The organism is Bacillus sp. UNC69MF (assembly GCF_000746035.1).
Taxonomy (GTDB): Bacteria; Bacillota; Bacilli; order Bacillales; family Bacillaceae; genus Bacillus; species Bacillus velezensis.
Genome location: NZ_JQKM01000003.1, coordinates 214,718 through 233,621, shown reverse-complemented (window position 1 = coordinate 233,621; position 18,904 = coordinate 214,718). Strand labels below are relative to the sequence as shown.

The following is an 18,904-nucleotide window of genomic DNA, read 5'->3' as shown; positions in this document are numbered from 1 at the left end:
TTCAATTTCAATCTTGTTTATCGTCGGATACTTTAAATTCGTTTTTCTTTACATTTTCCCACGGATCTGTTTTAGAGTGCGGTGATACGGCTTTGTAGCCAAGGCGTTTTCGCGCCTCCATCGCATATTCGGCATCTTGGCCGTGGTCAACGTATTTTAAGTGTGTAGAAGAGAACGTTAATTTACCGACATTCTCCGGAAGCATCAGTTCGTCATACTTCTCTTTCGTCAGCTTTGGAGAATCGCTTTGGGCTTTTTTCACCCAGCTGTTAAAGTCTTTTTGCGTAACAGCTTTTACGTTGAATTTCTGGTCGGCAAAGTGTTCGCCGGTGAAGTTCGCGTTGCGGCCTTCATATGTTCCCACTTTGTCAGCCTGTAAGTATTGATCCATCAGCATTCCCGCCATCGCGTATTTTTGTCCCCCAAGCTGAGGAATCCATAGCGATGCCATTGAATCGGCTGAAGAAATTTTAAATAAAACCGGACGGTCTACAGGAATGTTCAGGTAGTTAACCGTCTCAATATCCTGCTCTGGGTAGCTGAATACCCATTTCCAGTCTACCGAAGTAGCATAAACAACAAGAGGCTCTTTATCCTTTGTCGCTTCAGGCGCTTTTTCTAACGAATATATCGTCTGTACGGTAGGCACAGAAAGTGCAATAACAATTAAAATTGGGATCACTGTCCAGACTACTTCTAAGAACGTGTTGCCGTGCATCTCGGGCTTGTAATTTCCGCTGTCTTTGCCTTTGCGGTCGCGGTATTTCACTAAAATGATTGTAAATAGTACGAATACGACGCCGACAATGAACAGCATAAATCCGATTGACAAGAGAATCAGATCTTTCTGCTGGTCTGCTACAGGTCCTTTCGGATCTAAAACGGAAATGTCGCTGCATCCGCCCAGTACGAAAACAACAGCCAACATCGCTATTAAAAGTAACGGTTTAAATGCTCTGAACAAGAAGATCACCATCCTTCCTATTGATGTAGTGAATCTGAAATGTACTTTCTCAAAATCTTTTCTCTATCTACCTTGTTATGCTATCAAAATCTGCCCTTATTAGCTTTATTTTTTTCTAAAGTTCATCTTTTTTTCGACCTAATGTCACAAAATCGTCAAAAAATGCATGAACTTTTTCCACTTGCGCAAACCAAACATAAAAAGTTTTAGATCATTTAGCATATATAGAGAAAAAAGATAGTGAGAACGAATAATACCAAATAAAGGTTTACCATAATAAAAAACGCTGGTCAACAAAAAGATTCATTTTGTTAAACATTCTACAAAAGAAATATTTTTTCCTTTGTTCACACCTTTTCACACGGTTTCCATTTTAACGCAACGCATTATGAAAAAAAAGACCGGAACGCGCCTTGATATGTTCATTATAAAAAACACATTTATATGTTTAATATGGACAAAACGAAGGAAACATATAGGCATAAATAATAAAAAATAGGAAGTGATATTTATGGGTTTTATCGTATCTCTGATTGTCGCTATTATTATCGGCTGGATCGGAAGTTTATTTGTAAAAGGCAGTATGCCCGGGGGAATCATCGGGTCAATGATCGCCGGTCTGATCGGCGCATGGATCGGGCACGGACTGCTCGGCACATGGGGTCCTCACCTTGCCGGCTTTGCCATTATTCCGGCAATCATCGGAGCTGCGATCGTGGTGTTCTTATTCAGCCTGATCGCCAGAAGCAGAGGATAAAAAAAAAGCCTCGTCCCTTATGGGATGGGGCTTTTTTCCGGTAGAGCGCCCAAATGGCGGATAAACCGCCGGAAAGCCGCTCTGCCTTCTTCTGTTTGTTTAAAGACGCCGGCATGCTCCAGTATCCGCGCAAAGGCATGGCCGATTTCCTCTTTCAGAATCTGTTCCGCGTTTTCTTTCGTTACCTTCCGCTTATGCAGCACACTGAGCGCCCAATCTTTATGCGCTGCCGCAGAAGGGTCTGCCGTTAAGACCGCTTCCGGGTCCGGTGAGCACAGCGCTTCAGCCGTGTATTTCATTTCTTGTTCAAGGCGGCCCGGCAGAATCGCAAGCCCCATTACCTCAATCAGTCCGATATTTTCTTTTTTCAGGTGATGAACTTCCTGATGGGGATGAAAAATTCCCAGCGGATGCTCATCAGAGGTGCGGTTATTTCTGAGGACGAGATCTAATTCGAATAAACCGTTTCTCCGCCGGGCAATCGGCGTAATTGTATTGTGCGGTGTTTCTCCTGAATGGGCGAGGAGATCAGCCGCCTCATCGGAATAACCGCGCCACGCCCGCAGGATGGCATCCGCCGCGCCGGAAAGCTCAGACGCACTCTCGCTTTGCAGGCGGATGACCGACATCGGCCACTTCACAATTCCCAACACCGTTTTCGGATAGTCAGGCAGCCTGTACCGGCTTTCTGTCTCCGCCCGCGCCATCGGGAATTCATAATTGCCCCCCTGAAAATGGTCGTGGCTTAAAATACTGCCGCCGACAATCGGCAGATCAGCATTGGAACCGAGAAAATAATGAGGATACTGGCTGACGAACGACAGCAGCCGGTCAAACGTTTTTTTGCTGATCTTCATCGGTTCGTGCCGGTCTTTCAAAACGATGCAATGCTCCCGGTAATACACATACGGAGAAAATTGCAGAAACCACTGCTCATCGCCGAGAATTACCGGAATGACACGAAGGTTTTGACGCGCCGGGTGATCCGGTCTCCCCTCGTACCCGACATTTTCTTTACAAAGAACACATCTCGGATAATCGGATTGAGGCTGCTCTTTGGCAGCGGCAATTGCTTTCGGATCTTTTTCCGGTTTTGAAAGGTTGATCGTGATGTCCAGCTTTCCGTAAGCCGTCTCAGCCGTCCACCCGACATTCCGCTGTATTCTGTCCGAACGGATATAATACACATCCTCTGAAAATCGGTAAAACGCCTTTGTCGCCTGCTCCGGCCCGTGCACCGCCTTTGTTTCTTCAAAACGACGGACAATCTCGGACGGCTGCAGGGCAAAGCAGCCCATGATCTTCGCGCTCAGCAGGTCGCGATAGGTGTCTGTATCTGCTGCAATCCGGCCCGTTTCTGCCGCCCATTCATAAATCGGGGCCAATATGTCCGGCAATGATGCCGCCGATACATTTTCTTTCTGTTCTGGAACCTCCGGATGGGTGATATGCAAAGCTTCATACAAACGGTTTCTCGTATATTCAATATCAAGAAATGAAATCAGCTCTTTTTGCAATCCGTACCGGATTAAACGTTCCACGTGCCGCTCAATTGCCATCGTCATCCCCCTTTAGTTCTCTCGCTCCGGCTCCGACATCCGCCGTGTAAAAGTCAGCTTTTCTCCCTGTCTTCTCCTCATAGCGGGCCCCTGCCGTTTCAATAAAATCCGAAACCGCATCGTCCTTGACGATACTGACTGTACAGCCGCCGAAACCGGCTCCCGTCATCCTTGATCCGATCACCCCGCCGTGGCGCCAGGCCGCTTCAGCCAGTGTATCCAGCTCATGACTCGTCACCTCGTAGTCATCGCGTAAAGAGAGATGCGAATCCCTCATTAATTCACCGATATGATGAAGCTGATTGTTACTGAACATGTCGGCGGCCTCTATTGTGCGGTGATTTTCATAGACGGCGTGTTTCGCCCGGCGTCTGTTCACTTCATTCTGAATCAGCTCCGCATGAGCGTCAAAAGCGGAAGGGGTCAGCTCTCCCAGTGATTGAACGGAAAGATGCTTCTGAAGATCACATAGCGCTTCCCCGCACTCCTTGAGCCTCGTATTATAGCCTGAGTCTGCAAGCGTTCGTTTTTTATTGGTATTTGCAATAACGATCGACAGCCCCGACAGCCCGAGTTTTGTATATTCAAAGCTGAGCGTCCCACAATTCAGCAGAATCGCATGATGTTTCTTTCCCATTCCGATGGCGAATTGATCCATTATTCCGCAGCTGACGCCGATAAAGGAATGTTCCGCCGTCTGAGCGAGCTTCACCAAGTCGAGCATATCCGCCTCAAGCTGATGGCATTCCTTGAGAATGACCGCCGTAACAAGTTCAATCGAAGCCGAAGATGACAGCCCCGCGCCGTTCGGGATGTTTCCCCAGAACACAATATCGAAGCCGTGCGGAAGGGAAAAACCGCTGCCGAGACATTCTGCCATGACCCCTTTCGGATAGTTGGCCCACCCGTCCTCTTTTTGATAACGGATATTATCGAGACTGCATTCCTTTATGCCCGCTTCCTGAAAATGATGAGAGTACATTCTGACGAGCCTGTCCCCTCTCCCCCGGACGGCTGCATATGTACCGATCGTCAGCGCGCAAGGAAAGACGTGGCCCCCGTTATAATCCGTATGCTCTCCGATGAGATTCACTCTGCCGGGCGCAAAGAAAATGCGCAGGTCCTCCGATTCCCCGAATACATCAGCAAACGCTTTCTTTATTTTGTGCTTCATACGCATCCCCTTTCACTATTACACTTTCCCCCGGGGCGCGGAAAGAAACCGTTATGACACGCCCTCTTCTTTCGCTTTTCTGAAGACAATCCACTTGCTGGCCGCATAGTTGACGACTACGATAATGACGTTATCGGCGATTTTCGCCAACGTTTCGTTCATATGAAATTGACTGACCAGAAGAATCATCATGGCGAGATCGATGGCGAGGGACAATACCCGCACGCTGAAAAAGGCCGTCAATTCTTTCATCAGACTCCGCATCCCCGCGGTCTTTTGCTGAAATACATACAGTTTATTCGTGACATATGCAAATAGAACGGACAGAACCCAAGCAGCGACGGTCGCCGCCTTGTAATCCATCTCAAATGCCGACGTCAGAAAGTAAAAACTGGCGATATTCACGATGGTCGTGAATATCCCCATAATGATATACATCATAATTTCTCTGTAGCGCATGGCAGTTCCTCGCTTTCTGAAAGACTTTTCTAAACCTTTTGTCAAATCAAGAAGAACGTTACCCTGATTTTCTGCCGCTGACAAAAACATAGAGCGCGTCAAACATGCTGCGGAAAGTAACCGGCCTTCCCAGCACATTGGATTGCTTAATCATCCCGTCGATGAGCGCGCACATCATTTTAGCGGTATGCTCGGTATCTATATGGTCTTCTATTAAATTTCTCGATTTGAGCCAATTTATGTACATGGTGCTTTCTTCTATCCATAACTTATAAAGACGGATATAAGCTTCATATTCACTGACGACTTTGTAAGTAGGCATATGAACGGCAAAAGACACAACATTCCAGGCAGGCTTGCTGTTTACAAACCGCATCAACAGACTGGCCGCGCTTGCCGCAGCTTCACAAAGCGTCAACGGCCGCGCTGTTTGCTTTTCTAATTCATCGAGATAGCCGGTGATGATCCTTTTTTTAATCTGACGCCTGTCTAATAAATGCTTCAGAAAATCTTCCTTGCTTTCAAAATGAACGTAAAACGCGCCTTTGCTGAAACCCGCCGCTTTACTGATGTCATCGATTGAGACTGAATCGTAAGCTCTTTCAATCAGGAGATGAAGGCCTGCGTCAATAAAACTTTCAAATGTTTCTTCTCTCTTAATTTGAAATTTGTTTTTTTTCATTTTTTACCCCAGCTGTTTGATCATTCACTTTATCTTACACCGAATCATTCTTTTGCGGTATTTTTTATGCAAAAAGAATATGCTAGTCGACGCTTTGAGGGTAAATATTAATAGGTCATATGATTTATTTTTATTTGCATACTATCCAGTCAGTATTTATTTGTTTATTATTATACGTAAGAATTCTTGAAGGATTTTGGTTATTTCAGTCATTTTCTTAGGGAATAGGTAGGTGAATTCATCTTCAATTTGGGATTACCGGCCAACTATGTGTGATATTTGTTATACATTGGCTGCTGTAGCTGGGCAAATCAATTTTTCAATTGGAGGTTCTTATGAAAACTCATGTAATGAAAGATATAGATCAAGATTGGCAATTGTTAATTCAAGAGGCTAGAATCATGGGTTTGCACATTGACGATGTGAGGCGCTTCTTAAATACTGAAAAAGCGGTGAAGAAAAAAACACCAATGAAAAACACCATCCGCCAGCGGTAAGATTACAGGCGGATCCTTTTACTATATGACCTGCCACAGTCCGCCCGCACCCGAGTTTTCAAAGGAACAGCCGCAATAAGAGGGGAATCAGAGAACAAACCGTATACCGGACAACCATTCCCGTCCGCATTCCGCAATTGAACAGCCAAACATGGTGATATGAGATCCCCCCGCTGCATATCTTGTGTATATGCCCATTTATGAGGTGATACACAGATGGATACGAATCCCTATTATGATGAAAAACAACAGAACTACTACGAAGGCCTGAATCCTTATTTATTGAACAAAATAGACGAAAACTGGCGGACAGTGCTTGATGTCGGCTGCGGCACAGGCAATTTAGGAGAGGCGATCGAAGACCGCGGAATAACGGTTTACGGCATTGAAGCGTATCCCGAAGCCGCAAAAAAGGCGGAAAGCAAATTGAGCCACGTGCTTTGCGGCGACATTGAATCCGCCATTCTTCCGTACGAATCAGAACAATTCGACTGCATGCTGTTCGGAGACGTTCTTGAGCATCTTATCGACCCGTGGTCCGTGCTGAAAAAGCTTCGTCCTTATGTAAAAAAAGACGGCACGGTGCTTGCATGCATACCGAATGTCGGCCACATCTCAGTGGTGCTGGAGCTTTTAGCCGGCAAATGGACTTACAGTGACGCCGGATTAATGGATCAGACCCACCTGCGTTTTTTTACCCGTGAAGAGACGCTTTCATTATTTAAAGCCGCCGGCTATGAGGTGAAACGCATTGAGGCGATCCGCGTTGATCACCCCTCTTACCACAAAGCCATCGCAGCATTGCACGAAGTATGCGTACAGCTTGGCATAAGGCATGACTTTATGACAGAAGCATCGGCGTATCAATATGTGATTGAGGCCGAGAGGAGCATGTAATGGATTCACATTCATTTCTGTTTGTCGTCTGTGTGAATGACGAGCCGCTCTACTCCCGGTGCAAGAGCCATATCATGCAGCTTACCGTCCCCCCTTCATACTCCGTTGATATCATGCCGATATACGATTCAGCAAGCATGGCCTCGTCCTACAACAAAGCGCTGAGACACCCCTCCAAATATAAAATTTATCTGCATCAGGATACCTTTATCATTCATCAGCATTTCCTACATGACATGCTTCATATCTTTCAATCTCATCAGGAGCTCGGCCTTCTCGGTGTCGCCGGCTGCAAAACCCTGCCGCCGAACGGCATTTGGTGGGAAAGCGGAGAGCGGATGGGAAAAGTGATTGAATACCGGGGGAATGCTTATCACCCGCTGGACTTTGAGCACGGCAATGAAGACGGCCTGTTTACGCCCGCTGACGCCATTGACGGCTTGTTAATGGCGGCTCAATATGACGTGGAGTGGCGGGAGGATTTGTTTCGCGGCTTTCATTTTTACGACACATCACAGTCGCTTGAATTTCAAAAACACGGCTATCAAGTCGGCGTCGCCTGCCAGAAAGACCCTTGGTGCCTTCATTTTTGCGGCGACTCATTTGACGCCGCGGCATATGAAGCGGACAGACAAACATTTGTCAAACACTATATGGCAAAGCCCTCTCGCTGATCGAGAGGGCTTTTTTCGGGTTAACGTTTATTCAGTTCCCGCTCAATGATTTGTTCAAAGGTTTCCTTTCCCGCCGCGCCAGAGATTCTCTCATCGCCGATGATAAACGTCGGCACTGCCGTAATGCCGGCTTCTTCATAAGCATGGCGGAGCGCTTCCTGCTGTACGTGTCTGTATGCTCTTGTCTCAAGCGCCTCTTTGAAGGCAGCGCCGTCAAGTCCTGCTTCTTCCGCAAGCTTTGTCAGCACGCCAACGTCACCGATATTTTGCTCTTCCTGAAAGAACGCCTGAAAAACGCGTGTATGGTATTCGCTTCCTTTCCCATGTTCCTTTGCGAAATGAAAGCCTTCAAATGCCAAATCCGTGTAAGGATGCGGTGACACGCGGGGGAACGTGATTTCAACGCCTAACGACTGCGCCATCGGCTCAATGGAGTTTTTCCACATCTGCCGCTTGGCGGGATCATTCACCGGATCAAGTTTCGGCGAGGGGCTCGGACGCAATTCAAACGGCATCCATTCCACCTGTACGTCCTTGTCCTTGATTGCTTCTTCAAACGCCGCTTTGCCGACAAAGCAAAACGGACATACATAATCAGAATATACTTTAATCTGCAGTGTCATTGTAAGTCTCCTTTCCTTTTTATTTTAAGTTGTAACATATGTAGTTACAAGTGTTTTTTTTAAAAACACCCTCCATATGGAAGGTGTCACGATTCCAGCAGCCTTTGGGCGATATATTCTCCTTTTTTACAGCCGCCGGGACAGGCGAATAAGGAAGAGCCGATCGTTTGTGTGTATTCATTCAGCGCATCCTTTGCCGCCAAAGCCTTCAGCATCGGGACAAATTGGCGGTCCGGGTCTTTTTGAAAGCAGATAAACAGCAGGCCTGCGTCAACATAACCCGTCTTCGGATCAATTCCGTCCGTATAGGAAAATGCCCGGCGCAGAATCTGTCTGCCGGTTGATTTTGCCACGCTGACATGCGAGTCGGCGGGAATTTGATTCAGCTTCACGGGATCGGTTTCCTTTTTTTGTCCGAAAGGCGCGCCCGAGCTTTTCACCCGCCCGAACGTGTCCTCTTGTTCCTTCAAGGATGAACGGTCCCATATATCTAAAAACATCTTAATTTTCCTAAACGCCATGTACGTGCCGCCCGTCATCCAGTCAGGCTCTCCTGATTGAACCCAAACGATCGAATTCATCAGGTTTTCATCCTTTGTGCTTTGGTTGCCGGTGCCGTCTTTAAATCCGAAGAGGTTGCGCGGTGTTTCTCCGTTTTTCCCGCCGCTTAAGAAACCTTTATTGAGAAAGCGGACTTCGCACACCCCCGATGCCTGTTTCATCAGGTTGCGCACCGCGTGAAACGCCGTTTGTTCATTATCCGCGCAGACTTGTATGACGATATCACCGCCGCCTTGTTTCTTATCGAGCTTGTCGTTAGGCATCGGCGGAATATCGGCGAGGTGCTTCGGTTTTTTATCTTTCAGTCCGAAGCGGTCCTTCCCGTCTTTCTCGAAAAACCCGGGGCCGAAGCCGAAGGTAACGGTCAAATTCGCCGGTGCCAGATCCTGCGACTCCCCGGTATCCTGCGGAGGCATATATTTATTTTTCTGTTCGCCCGACGGGACGGCGCCTGAAGTCAGCAGCTGCGTCAGGCTTGTCCATTGTTTGAAAAGGGAGATGACATCGGCTTTGTCGCTTGACATGACATCAAGCGCCGCAAAATACACATACGTCTGATGCGCCGTTGTGATTCCCGCTTGGTGCTTTCCGTAAAAAGGAACGATTTGATCACGATCACGTTTTTCATCATTCTTCTTTGAAGCGGTGGCCGCCGGTTTGAAGAGCGGCGCGAGTCCTCCGAGGCCGCTCGCTCCGACAGCAACGGCGGCGCCCGCGACGGCGCCCCACTTCAGGACATCCCGTCTGTGGATCTGTTTTTCCTTGTTTTGTTCATCGCTCATGCTGCGTCTTAACTCCTTTTAAAGCACATCGGCAATCTTCGACATGGTTTCAGAAAGGGCCGTCAGCTTCGTGCTTATCTCTCTGATTTGATCTGTACTTAATGTATCACAAGACATATACGATTGATCGCACGTTTGTATTTCGACATCAAACCTTCAAATTCGCTGAATTCCGCATCAAGTTTTTCCGTGACCTCGAAATGATCTCTCACTGCGCGCTTTTCACTGTTTCATAGAGGGCTTTTAAGCCTTCGGCGCCGGCAATGATTGGTTCAGGCATCACTTTGAGCGAAGCGATAGAGCCGTCAAACACTTCGGTCGATATTGCAAGCTGATTGCCCTGTTCTTGACATACGGCTTATATTCTCCAAGTCCGTCACTGCCTTTTTGCGCACACAGAAAAAGGGCCGTCCTATCGGGACAGCCCTGCTTTGGAGCGCTGAATTTCCTCTGAAAACTTCCGCGCCGCCGCTTTTGGATCTTCGGCTTGGCTGATGGCGCTGATCATGCTGACGCCGTCTGCACCCGCTTCAATGACGGGCGCCGCGTTGTCAGCCGTAATGCCGCCGATTCCTACAATCGGAATGGTGATGCCCTGACGCCGCACCTCTTCAATCAATGTAACGCCCTGCACGGCTTCAGCATCTTTTTTTGTTTCGGTCGGATAGACCGGGCCCATTCCGACGTAATCGGCTCCGGCTTCTTCCGCCCGCTTCACCTCGGAGACGTTATGTGCTGACACACCGAGTATCATATCGCCGATTGCCGCTCTCGTTTCTTCGGCGTCTGCGTCATCCTGCCCGATATGCACTCCGTCCGCCTCAAGGCGCAAGGCCAATTCGACATCATCATTAATGATGAAAGGAATCCCGGCCTGCCTGCAGACATCCTGTACCTGCTTCGCGAACAGGACACGTTCCTCCCCTGTTAAAGAACCGCTCCCCTTTTCCCGAAATTGAAAAAGCGTAGCGCCGCCCTCAATGGCTTTTTTCACCACGGAAACGGGGTCTGAGCTTGTATTGTTTGATCCCATAATAAAATAAACCGATAACATATCCTTCATCATTTCCCGAGAAATACGCGTCATTTTTCTGTCACCCTTTCAATTGCGGCAAGCTCGGCCGCTTCTTGTTCTGAGATGCTTGCCAGCTTGTTTAAAAGCTCAATCTGGAAGCTGCCCGGCCCCTTATGGGAGGTGTCCAGAGCGGCAAGCTGAGCGGCGCTTCCGTATACAGAAACGGCTGAAACGGCCGCTTGCAGAACGTCCTGCCCCGCTGCGCAGAAGGCTCCGATTACAGACGTCAGCAAGCATCCCGCCCCCGTCACCTTCGTCAGCAGTTTATCACCGTTATGTACGGCGTATGTGTCGGTGCCGTCGGAGATGACGTCGGTTTTTCCGGTAATCGCAATGACCGTCTTCAGCCCGCTTGCAGCCGTCTTAGCGAGCTGAACCACATCTCCTCCGGCTTCCCCCGCATCCACGCCTTTTATCTTCCAATCAGGGGCGCCGGCAATATTGGCGATTTCCGCGGCATTTCCGCGAATGACGGACAAGCGGACCTCCTGTATGATCTTGCGGGCTGATGCCGTCCGAAACGGCGTGGCGCCGGCGCCTACCGGATCAAAAATGACCGGAACGCCGTTTTCATTGGCCGATTTTCCGGCCGCGATCATAGCTTCAACCGACGCCGAACTGAGGGTTCCTATATTCAGGACGAGCGCTCCTGCGATTTTCGCCATGTCGGCTGCCTCCTCAATTGCATAAGCCATAACGGGCGATGCGCCGAGCGCGAGCAGTCCGTTAGCGGTGAAGTTCGTGACGACATTATTGGTGATACTGTGAACGAGCGGGTTTTGATCCCGTACTTTACTCAAGTGTTGAGCTGCGGTTTGTGCGTCCATGCTTAATCATCCTTTTTTCTCTTTTTCGGATTCCATAAATACGATTTCGTATGCTCCAGCCAGGCTCTGGCGGCAAAGGACATATAGCGGTCTTTCCGCCAAATGATGGCTAAATGCCACGGAATGACCGGATGAACGAGCGGAATGGTTCTGACTTTGTCAGGATCAAGACCGCGGCAGATTCTTTCCGGCAGCAGGCCGATACCGAGGTTGGCCGATACCATTTCGCTGATAAAGTCCCACTGTGACGTTTCATAAATGACGTGAGGCCTGAATCCGGCTTTCACGCATTCCGTCATAATTCGATTATGAAGGACAAAATCCTCCCTGAAAAATATGAACGGCTCTTCTTTCAATTCGTGGAGACTGCATTCTTTCTCGTCAGCGAGCCGATGTGACGGATGGACGACGAGCATAAGGGTTTCCTTGACGATTGTGAACGTATGAAAAATCTCTTCATTCGCGGGAAGTACGACGACCCCGATATCAAGCGAGCCGTCCTCCACCCCTTGCTGCACTTTAATAGAGCCGTCCTCAACAAGCTGAAACGTCACATCGGGATATGTGACGCGGAAGTCACCGAGCACTCTCGGGAAAAAGCCGGACCCGATCATCGGCGGAAGACCGATGCGGACGTGCCCTTTCTTCACTTCCATAATATCGTTCAGCTCTGACGTCAGGTTTTGGAAGGACTTTGTGATTTCCTGCGCCTGCACATACATGCTCTGCCCGGCGTCAGTCAGTTCAACTTGCCGGCCATTGCGGTAAAACAGCTTAATGCCGAGCTCCGTCTCCAGGTTTTTAATCATTTTTGAGATTGTCGGCTGTGAAACATACAGAGACTGTGAAGCCTTCGTAAAGCTTTTCAAACGGGCCACTTCCAAAAAATACGTTAAGTGCCGGATATCCATTACATTTCATCCTTTCTATAGACAAAAGGAATACACATTATTCTTTATATGTATTTTACCTATAGCAAAACCTTCTGTACAATATAAATATAAGGGAGGCATCATTATGAAAAAATTGCTGCTTACCGTTATTCAAATCGCTCTGCTGTTTATATTTGCGCGTCTGATCAATTGGGTCACGGCGGCTCTTCATATAAATATTCCCGGCAGTATAATCGGGATTGTGATTCTTTTCACATTATTGCATTTCAAGATTATCAAACTTGAATGGATTGAGCTTGGCGCAGCATGGCTCCTCGGTGAGCTGCTGCTGTTTTTCATCCCGTCTGCCGTCGGAGTGATTGAATACGGAGATATTATGTCTAAATTCGGCGTAAGCATTTTACTTGTCGTCGTCATCAGCACATTTGTCGTGATGGTTTCAACAGGTACGCTTACACAGCTGATAGCAAAAAGAAAGGAGAAAAAACAAACGTGTTCATCGGAATCATAAGTTTATTCTTAACTGTCTTAGTATATTTGGGCGCGAAAAAACTCTACACTCGTTTTCCGCGGGTGTATACGTCGCCGCTTCTGATTACGCCCGCTGTTTTGGTCGTACTGCTGCTTCTTGTCAATGTCCCGTATCAGACATACAATCTCGGCGGCGGACTGCTGACCGATATGCTTCAGCCGGCAACAGTGGCGTTCGCTATCCCGCTTTATAAATATTTCCCGATTTTAAAGAAATACGCCGTGGAAATTATTTTGAACGTAGCGGTCGGTTCATGTATCGCCATTCTGTCAACGGCCTTTATCGCGAAATGGTTCCATCTCGGCAGCAGCTTAGTCGACAGTCTCGTGCCGCGATCCGTGACGACGCCGATTGCCATGAACGTTTCAGAAATGATCGGCGGGATGCCGGCCGTTACAGCGGTTTTCGTCATTTTAACGGCTTTATTGGGAACGATCATCGGGCCGATGGTCATCCGCTATTTCCGCATTGATAACGAAATTGCCCGGGGCGTGCTGCTCGGAACTAGCGCGCACGGAGCGGGAACATCTAAAGCATTTGAGCTCAGCTCCGTATCAGGAACGATCTCAAGCGTGTCCATGATTCTCGCCGCAATTATGACGCTGGGCGCGGCCCCGATTTTGCTTTCGTTTATGTCATAAAAGACTGCTCCTTACAGAGCGGTCTTTTTTTATTTGCTATGAAGGATTGATTCGTCTGTCCTTCATAAAATGGCGAAAACACGATATGATAAGATATGAAGTGAAAAGACTGAAGAACGGATGTGTCATATGAACGGCCAGCAGCGAAGCAGCATCAGAAAAGGACTTGAAGTCGATATCGTCCTGAAAGCCGATCAGCGTTCAGGAAAGCTGACAAGAGGAATCGTGAAGGATATTTTGACGAACTCAAGCTTCCACCCGCGCGGCATTAAGGTCCGCCTTGAAGACGGGCGAATCGGCCGGGTGCAGCACATTATTGAATAGAAAAGAGCCGGAGCTTCACGCCCGGCTTTTTTGTTTATTTTTTCCGCAAGAAAACAACCTTCAAATAGTTCCCTTCTTTAAACGCGGGAATCGTTTTGAAATCTTCCGGAAGCGTGTATTCTTCCAAAATGTCGTAACGCTCATTTGTTTCTTTAAAGGCGGTCTCTATAAAGCCTTTAAATTTCTTCATATTGAAGGCGCTGCTGTTTGTCGAAGCGACGATGATGCCGTTTTTTGCGGTGATGGCGATCGTTTCCTTCAGCAGATTTTTATAATCTTTCGCCGCGCTGAACGTCCGTTTTTTTGTGCGGGCGAAAGAAGGCGGATCAAGGATGATGAGGTCAAACTCCAGCCCTTTTTTCTCCGCATAGCCGAAGTATTTGAAAACATCCATGACTTTAATGTCATGCGCCTCATAATCAATTCCGTTGGCGCTGAACTGTTCAATTGTTTTTGCGAGACTGCGGTTGGCGACATCGACGCTGGTCGTTTTCTCAGCTCCGCCAAGCGCCGCCGCAACGGAAAATGCCCCCGTATAAGAGAACGTATTCAGCACCCGTCTGCCGTTTGCATACTTGTCCCGAATCGCTTTGCGTACATGACGCTGGTCTAAGAAAATGCCCGTCATCGCCCCGTCGTTTAGATCCACCGCGTATCGGATGCCGTTTTCTTGAACAATGACCGGAAAATCTCCTCTTTCGCCTTTGACAAAATCGTCGTCTTCCACGTATTGCCCGGCCGTATCGAATCGTTTCTTTTCGTAGATCGCTTTATGAGAAAGCTCCAGTCCGTCAATCGCCTCAATCATGCTGTCCTTATAAGCGTAAATGCCTTTACTGTACCATTGAATCAGCAGATAACCGTCATAAAAGTCAATCGTGACGCCGCCGATGCCGTCGCCCTCACCGTTGAACAGCCGGAACGCCGTCGTATCGGGCGCCTTAAACAGATGGGCTCTTGCTTCAGCCGCTTTTTTCAGCTTGTCCAGAAAGAAACGTCCGTCGATCCGTTCATCTCTCTCGCGGGACAGCACCCAGCCGACTCCTTTATTCTGCAAACCGTAATAGCCTTTTCCGATAAACTCACCCTTCTCGGATGTCACATCAAAAAGATCGCCCTCTGTTAAATGAGCCGAGCTTCCGGACAGAGCGTCTTTTTCAATCAGGGGGAATCCTTTTTTCAGCTTTCCGGCAAATGTATCTTTCACTGTAAGTAGCTTCATTGTGCATTCCTCTTTCGTTTTGCTTTCTCTTATCGTACCATAAAACATGATCAACACCGCATTGTCCCGAAAAATTCAAAACAGGGGGAAAACCATGACAGCCAAAAGAATCGACCATACAGGCATTATGGTCAAAGATATTGAAACATCCATCGCCTTTTATCAAGACGTTCTCGGTATGCAGTTAAAGGATCGTATCACTCATACGAACGGCATTATTGAACTTGCCTTTCTCGGCTTTCAGGAAGGGCCGGAGACAGAAATTGAGCTGATCCAGGGCTACAGCAGCGAGCTTCCCGCAGAAGGAAAAGTGCATCATGTCGCTTTATTGACAGAAGATATCGCGTCGGAGTTCACGCATGCGAAGCGTCAGGGCGCCGTATTTATTGATGAAGAAATCACGACGCTTCCGAACGGGTACCGCTACTTTTACATTGAAGGACCTGACGGCGAATGGATCGAATTTTTCCAGCGTTAAAAAAACGGGCGAAAGCGCCCGTTTTTTTATGTTTCTTCAGTGACGTTTTGTTCCGCCGCCCGTTCCTCTCTCCATTTTTGAAGATCCCAAATTCGGAAAAACGGATAATAGATGATAAATGTAATCAGGAGATTGATCAGCTGCATGACCGAACCGGAGATTTTCCCGCCCGTCGCCAAATAACCGGAAATCAGCGGCGGCATCGTCCACGGCACGGCGATTCCCGCCGGTTTTGCCACCATCCCCGTGCTCATCCCGATGTACGTCGCCGTAATGGTCAAGAGCGGCGCAATGATAAAGGGCACGATTAACAGCGGATTCATGACGAGCGGCATCCCGAAAATAATCGGTTCGTTAATGTTAAAAATCGCGGGCCCGATGCCGAGACGGCCGAGCTGTTTCATCTGTTTGCTTCTGGAGCGCACAAGCATGGTCAGCACAAGGGCAAGCGTCGCTCCGCTTCCGCCGACATTAATCCATATTTGAAAGAACTGTGTCGTAAAAATGCTCGGCAGCGCTTCTCCCGCCTGAAAAGCCAAACGGTTGGCATCCATCGCCCCATACCAGATCGGCGACATGACGCCGCCGATAATGGACGCGCCGTGTATGCCGCACGACCAAAGCAGCATTTGCACGAATTCGGCGATAAGACTTCCGCCGAGACTCCCGCCCAGAATAGACAGCGGGGTGCCCAGCAGATCGCCTACGACATTGTGGAGGCTTTTAAAAGGAGTTATTTCAATAAACAGACGGGCCAGCCATACAAGCGTAATAATAATGAAACCGGGGATGAGCGCAACAAACGATTTGCTGACCGCAGGCGGCACTCCGTCAGGCATTTTAATGACGATATTTCTTTGTATGATAAACCGGTACACTTCCGTAGACAGCATTGCAATGATCATCGCGACAAACAGACCTTTGCTTCCGAGCAGCGAAATCGGAATGCCGCCTCCCACCATAATCTCTGTTGCCGAGCCGTCAGGAATAAACGGAATCTGATACGGCGTCGCCAATAAAAAGGCGGCAAGGGCAATGGCTCCCGACGACAGGGCATCCACCTCATAGCTTTCCGCAAGCCGGTAGGCAATCCCAAAGGCGGCGACAAGCGCCATAATGTCAAAGGACGCATTCACGGGATACCCGAGCTTTTCAACCCAATTTTCACCGAAAAGACCAGCCATAAAATCGGCATAACCGGGAATCGGAAGACTCGTCAGAATCAGAAAAACCGATCCGATGATGATAAGCGGCATAGTCAAAATAATGCCGTCCCGCAAAGCTCTTAAGTGCCTTTGGCCGGCGACTTTTCCGGCGACAGGCATGATTTTTTCTTCCATGACCCGATTGAACGTACTCATTTATCAAAAACCCCCTTTTTGAGTTCATTGCGCAGATGTCTTAAAGCATTTTCTCCATCATATTTTGGAAACGCTTACATTTGCATACAGAAATTTTCCTTATCCCTCAGGAAAAAAAGAATTCCGCACTGCCGATATATAAAGAAAAAGGGGGAATTGCAATGTATCACACCCTGAAACCGATAATGGCCGCGGCCTTGTGCGCCGGCCTGTTCTCCGCCGCGGCGCCCGCGCACGCCGAGACGCACGACCGGGACGTTATCGTGGTGTACAAAAATCAAAACGGCAAGGAATCCGCCATAGACAGCGGAGCGGATGTGGAACAGACCTATCAGCATCTCCCGGCAGTCGCCGTGTCAGCCGATTCACAAACGGTGAAAGACCTGAAACAGGACCCTGACATCTTATATGTAGAAGACAATGTATCCTTTCAGGCAGCAGGCGGTTCTGATATCCGCCCGTTATCAGCGGCCCAAAGCAGCAGTTACGCGCTGCCGCAATGGGATATAGAACCGACTCAGGTCAAGCAGGCGTGGAAAGAAGGCTTGACGGGAAAAAAGGTGAAAGTGGCTGTCATTGACAGCGGCATTTACCCTCATGATGACCTTTCCATTGCCGGAGGCTATTCCGCAGTCAGCTATACTTCCTCATACAAAGATGACAACGGACACGGGACGCATGTCGCCGGAATCATTGCGGCCAAACATGACGGATACGGCATTGACGGCATCGCGCCGGATGTCCGGTTATATGCAGTTAAGGCATTAGACAGAAAGGGTGCAGGGGATCTTAAAAGCCTTCTTAAAGCGATCGACTGGTCGATCGCCAATAAAATGGACATCATCAATATGAGCCTCGGAACTAACGCAGACAGCAAAATTCTTCACGACGCCGTAGACAAAGCATACAAAAAAGGAATCGTGATCGTAGCCGCCGCAGGAAACGACGGCAACAAAAAACCCGTCAATTATCCGGGCGCCTACAGCAGCGTAACGGCAGTCTCAGCGTCAACTGAAAAAAACGGGCTCGCGGCTTTTTCCACGACCGGAAAACAAATTGAGTTTGCCGCACCCGGCACCAATATTACGAGCACGTATCTGAATCAAATGTACGCCACGGCTGACGGCACATCTCAAGCCGCGCCCCACGTCACCGGCATGTTCGCGCTGCTCAGGCAGAAATATCCCGAGGAAACAAATACACAGCTCCGGCAGCAGATGCAGCAAAACGTCAAAGATCTGGGCGCTCCCGGACGTGACAGCCGATTCGGGTACGGCCTGGTGCAATATCATGTAAAGCAAAAGAGCTATGCCGAACGGACCGTAATAAAAGCGGAAAAGACGAAAAAACAGGCAGATATCAATCAAGCAAAAACGGCCGTCAGCAAGCTGTCCAAGTCAAAGGGAAAAACCGCTCTCGAGTCCCGGATCAATAAAGTTCAGACGGCAAGAAATGTGACGGACGCAAGAGACAAAGTCCGGACTGCCGAAAAACAAAAGAAAAAAACCGCCGTCAATGCCGCACAAAGCGCCATTCGCAAATTACCGGCCGGTTCAGAGAAAAAAGGGCTGCAAAAGCGGCTGAACGCTGTCAACTCAAGCCTTTTGAAAACAGCTGAGGCCAGCGTCAAGCAGGCGGAAAAAAAGACCTCTGAGGCCAGCACCGCAAAAGCCCAAAAAGCAGTCAGCGAAATCCAGCCGGGAAAAGAAAAAACCGCTCTGGAAAAACGGCTTGACCGGATAAAAGATAAACTCAACCGGCAGCAGGCTAGAGACAAAGTAAAAACGGCTGAAAAAACAAAGACGAAAAAAGCAAAATCAGCGGCGCAAACGGCAGTCAGCCGATTGAAGCCGTCTGCCGAAAAGACCAGCCTGCAAAAACGCGTGCGTGCGATTCGGGTGAAATAGCAAAAAACGCTTATG

21 protein-coding genes and 1 pseudogene are annotated in these 18,904 nt (G+C 48.5%); 9 read left to right on the top strand and 13 right to left on the bottom strand.

Features of this window, described 5'->3' with window-relative positions:
- Window positions 1-7: 7 nt before the first annotated feature.
- Window positions 8-973, bottom strand: a complete 966-nt coding sequence (gene qoxA / locus BR62_RS0101115) for a cytochrome aa3 quinol oxidase subunit II (protein ID WP_087920812.1) — start codon at window positions 971-973, stop codon at window positions 8-10.
- Between the two features lie 502 nt (window positions 974-1,475).
- On the opposite strand from qoxA, the gene BR62_RS0101110 reads away from it, so the two are divergent.
- Complete coding sequence (locus BR62_RS0101110) at window positions 1,476-1,721, top strand: GlsB/YeaQ/YmgE family stress response membrane protein (protein ID WP_003150926.1); 246 nt, start codon at window positions 1,476-1,478, stop codon at window positions 1,719-1,721.
- A gap of 17 nt (window positions 1,722-1,738) precedes the next feature.
- On the opposite strand, the gene galT is transcribed toward BR62_RS0101110, so the two are convergent.
- The 4 genes from galT to BR62_RS0101090 all read right to left on the bottom strand — a co-directional run bounded on the left by galT (window position 1,739) and on the right by BR62_RS0101090 (window position 5,595).
- Entirely contained in the window at window positions 1,739-3,280 is a 1,542-nt protein-coding gene (gene galT, locus BR62_RS0101105) for a UDP-glucose--hexose-1-phosphate uridylyltransferase (RefSeq protein ID WP_025285463.1), read from the bottom strand.
- Window positions 3,270-4,454, bottom strand: coding sequence for a galactokinase (locus tag BR62_RS0101100; RefSeq protein ID WP_032869399.1), 1,185 nt, complete (start codon window positions 4,452-4,454; stop codon window positions 3,270-3,272). The genes galT and BR62_RS0101100 overlap by 11 nt, the downstream gene beginning before the upstream one ends.
- A 51-nt stretch (window positions 4,455-4,505) precedes the next feature.
- Complete coding sequence (locus BR62_RS0101095; RefSeq protein ID WP_032869853.1) at window positions 4,506-4,892, bottom strand: GtrA family protein; 387 nt, start codon at window positions 4,890-4,892, stop codon at window positions 4,506-4,508.
- Window positions 4,893-4,971: 79 nt separating this feature from the next.
- Entirely contained in the window at window positions 4,972-5,595 is a 624-nt protein-coding gene (locus BR62_RS0101090) for a TetR/AcrR family transcriptional regulator (RefSeq protein ID WP_014419191.1), read from the bottom strand.
- A gap of 335 nt (window positions 5,596-5,930) precedes the next feature.
- On the opposite strand from BR62_RS0101090, the gene BR62_RS0101085 reads away from it, so the two are divergent.
- The 3 genes from BR62_RS0101085 (at window position 5,931) to BR62_RS0101075 (ending at window position 7,663) form a co-directional block, all read left to right on the top strand.
- The gene (locus BR62_RS0101085) at window positions 5,931-6,092 is read left to right on the top strand and encodes an anti-repressor SinI family protein (RefSeq protein WP_003150917.1); all 162 of its coding nucleotides are present in this window, start codon (window positions 5,931-5,933) and stop codon (window positions 6,090-6,092) included.
- A 216-nt stretch (window positions 6,093-6,308) separates the two neighbouring features.
- Window positions 6,309-6,989, top strand: a complete 681-nt coding sequence (locus BR62_RS0101080; RefSeq protein ID WP_032869397.1) for a class I SAM-dependent methyltransferase — start codon at window positions 6,309-6,311, stop codon at window positions 6,987-6,989.
- Window positions 6,989-7,663, top strand: coding sequence for a glycosyltransferase family protein (locus BR62_RS0101075; protein ID WP_032869395.1), 675 nt, complete (start codon window positions 6,989-6,991; stop codon window positions 7,661-7,663). Before BR62_RS0101080 ends, BR62_RS0101075 begins: the two co-directional genes overlap by 1 nt.
- Window positions 7,664-7,683: 20 nt before the next feature.
- Here BR62_RS0101075 and BR62_RS0101070 read toward each other — a convergent pair whose 3' ends face one another.
- The 6 genes and pseudogenes from BR62_RS0101070 to cidR all read right to left on the bottom strand — a co-directional run bounded on the left by BR62_RS0101070 (window position 7,684) and on the right by cidR (window position 12,442).
- Window positions 7,684-8,286, bottom strand: coding sequence for a DsbA family oxidoreductase (locus BR62_RS0101070; RefSeq protein WP_032869393.1), 603 nt, complete (start codon window positions 8,284-8,286; stop codon window positions 7,684-7,686).
- An 86-nt stretch (window positions 8,287-8,372) separates the two neighbouring features.
- Entirely contained in the window at window positions 8,373-9,629 is a 1,257-nt protein-coding gene (efeB, locus tag BR62_RS0101065) for an iron uptake transporter deferrochelatase/peroxidase subunit (RefSeq protein WP_007407721.1), read from the bottom strand.
- A gap of 18 nt (window positions 9,630-9,647) precedes the next feature.
- Window positions 9,648-9,966 (bottom strand): annotated as a pseudogene (locus BR62_RS19655) (Efem/EfeO family lipoprotein); the annotation flags it as partial.
- A gap of 75 nt (window positions 9,967-10,041) precedes the next feature.
- On the bottom strand, window positions 10,042-10,716 hold the full coding sequence (gene thiE, locus BR62_RS0101060; protein WP_020958016.1) for a thiamine phosphate synthase: 675 nt from the start codon (window positions 10,714-10,716) through the stop codon (window positions 10,042-10,044).
- The gene (thiM, locus tag BR62_RS0101055) at window positions 10,713-11,531 is read right to left on the bottom strand and encodes a hydroxyethylthiazole kinase (RefSeq protein ID WP_003150909.1); all 819 of its coding nucleotides are present in this window, start codon (window positions 11,529-11,531) and stop codon (window positions 10,713-10,715) included. The genes thiE and thiM overlap by 4 nt, the downstream gene beginning before the upstream one ends.
- A gap of 2 nt (window positions 11,532-11,533) precedes the next feature.
- A complete protein-coding gene (gene cidR / locus BR62_RS0101050; protein WP_003150908.1) occupies window positions 11,534-12,442 on the bottom strand; it encodes a cidABC operon transcriptional activator CidR in 909 nt (302 codons plus the stop codon).
- A 106-nt stretch (window positions 12,443-12,548) separates the two neighbouring features.
- Here cidR and BR62_RS0101045 point away from each other — a divergent pair, with 106 nt between their 5' ends.
- From BR62_RS0101045 to BR62_RS0101035, 3 genes are all read left to right on the top strand, one after another.
- Window positions 12,549-12,935 carry a CidA/LrgA family holin-like protein gene (locus tag BR62_RS0101045; RefSeq protein WP_007407725.1) on the top strand — a complete coding sequence of 129 codons (387 nt, stop codon included), beginning with the start codon at window positions 12,549-12,551 and terminating at the stop codon, window positions 12,933-12,935.
- A complete protein-coding gene (locus BR62_RS0101040) occupies window positions 12,917-13,597 on the top strand; it encodes a CidB/LrgB family autolysis modulator (RefSeq protein ID WP_032868290.1) in 681 nt (226 codons plus the stop codon). The genes BR62_RS0101045 and BR62_RS0101040 overlap by 19 nt, the downstream gene beginning before the upstream one ends.
- Before the next feature lie 129 nt (window positions 13,598-13,726).
- Window positions 13,727-13,921, top strand: a complete 195-nt coding sequence (locus BR62_RS0101035) for a YwbE family protein (protein WP_003150901.1) — start codon at window positions 13,727-13,729, stop codon at window positions 13,919-13,921.
- A 34-nt stretch (window positions 13,922-13,955) separates the two neighbouring features.
- Here BR62_RS0101035 and BR62_RS0101030 read toward each other — a convergent pair whose 3' ends face one another.
- Window positions 13,956-15,143: a class I SAM-dependent rRNA methyltransferase gene (locus BR62_RS0101030; RefSeq protein WP_032869391.1), complete on the bottom strand. Its 1,188-nt coding sequence runs from the start codon at window positions 15,141-15,143 to the stop codon at window positions 13,956-13,958.
- A gap of 94 nt (window positions 15,144-15,237) precedes the next feature.
- On the opposite strand from BR62_RS0101030, the gene BR62_RS0101025 reads away from it, so the two are divergent.
- Window positions 15,238-15,621: a VOC family protein gene (locus BR62_RS0101025; protein WP_032867832.1), complete on the top strand. Its 384-nt coding sequence runs from the start codon at window positions 15,238-15,240 to the stop codon at window positions 15,619-15,621.
- A 26-nt stretch (window positions 15,622-15,647) separates the two neighbouring features.
- Here BR62_RS0101025 and celB read toward each other — a convergent pair whose 3' ends face one another.
- Window positions 15,648-16,982, bottom strand: a complete 1,335-nt coding sequence (gene celB / locus BR62_RS0101020) for a PTS cellobiose transporter subunit IIC (RefSeq protein ID WP_007407728.1) — start codon at window positions 16,980-16,982, stop codon at window positions 15,648-15,650.
- A gap of 161 nt (window positions 16,983-17,143) precedes the next feature.
- On the opposite strand from celB, the gene BR62_RS0101015 reads away from it, so the two are divergent.
- A complete protein-coding gene (locus tag BR62_RS0101015) occupies window positions 17,144-18,889 on the top strand; it encodes a S8 family peptidase (RefSeq protein WP_032869850.1) in 1,746 nt (581 codons plus the stop codon).
- Window positions 18,890-18,904: the final 15 nt, after the last annotated feature.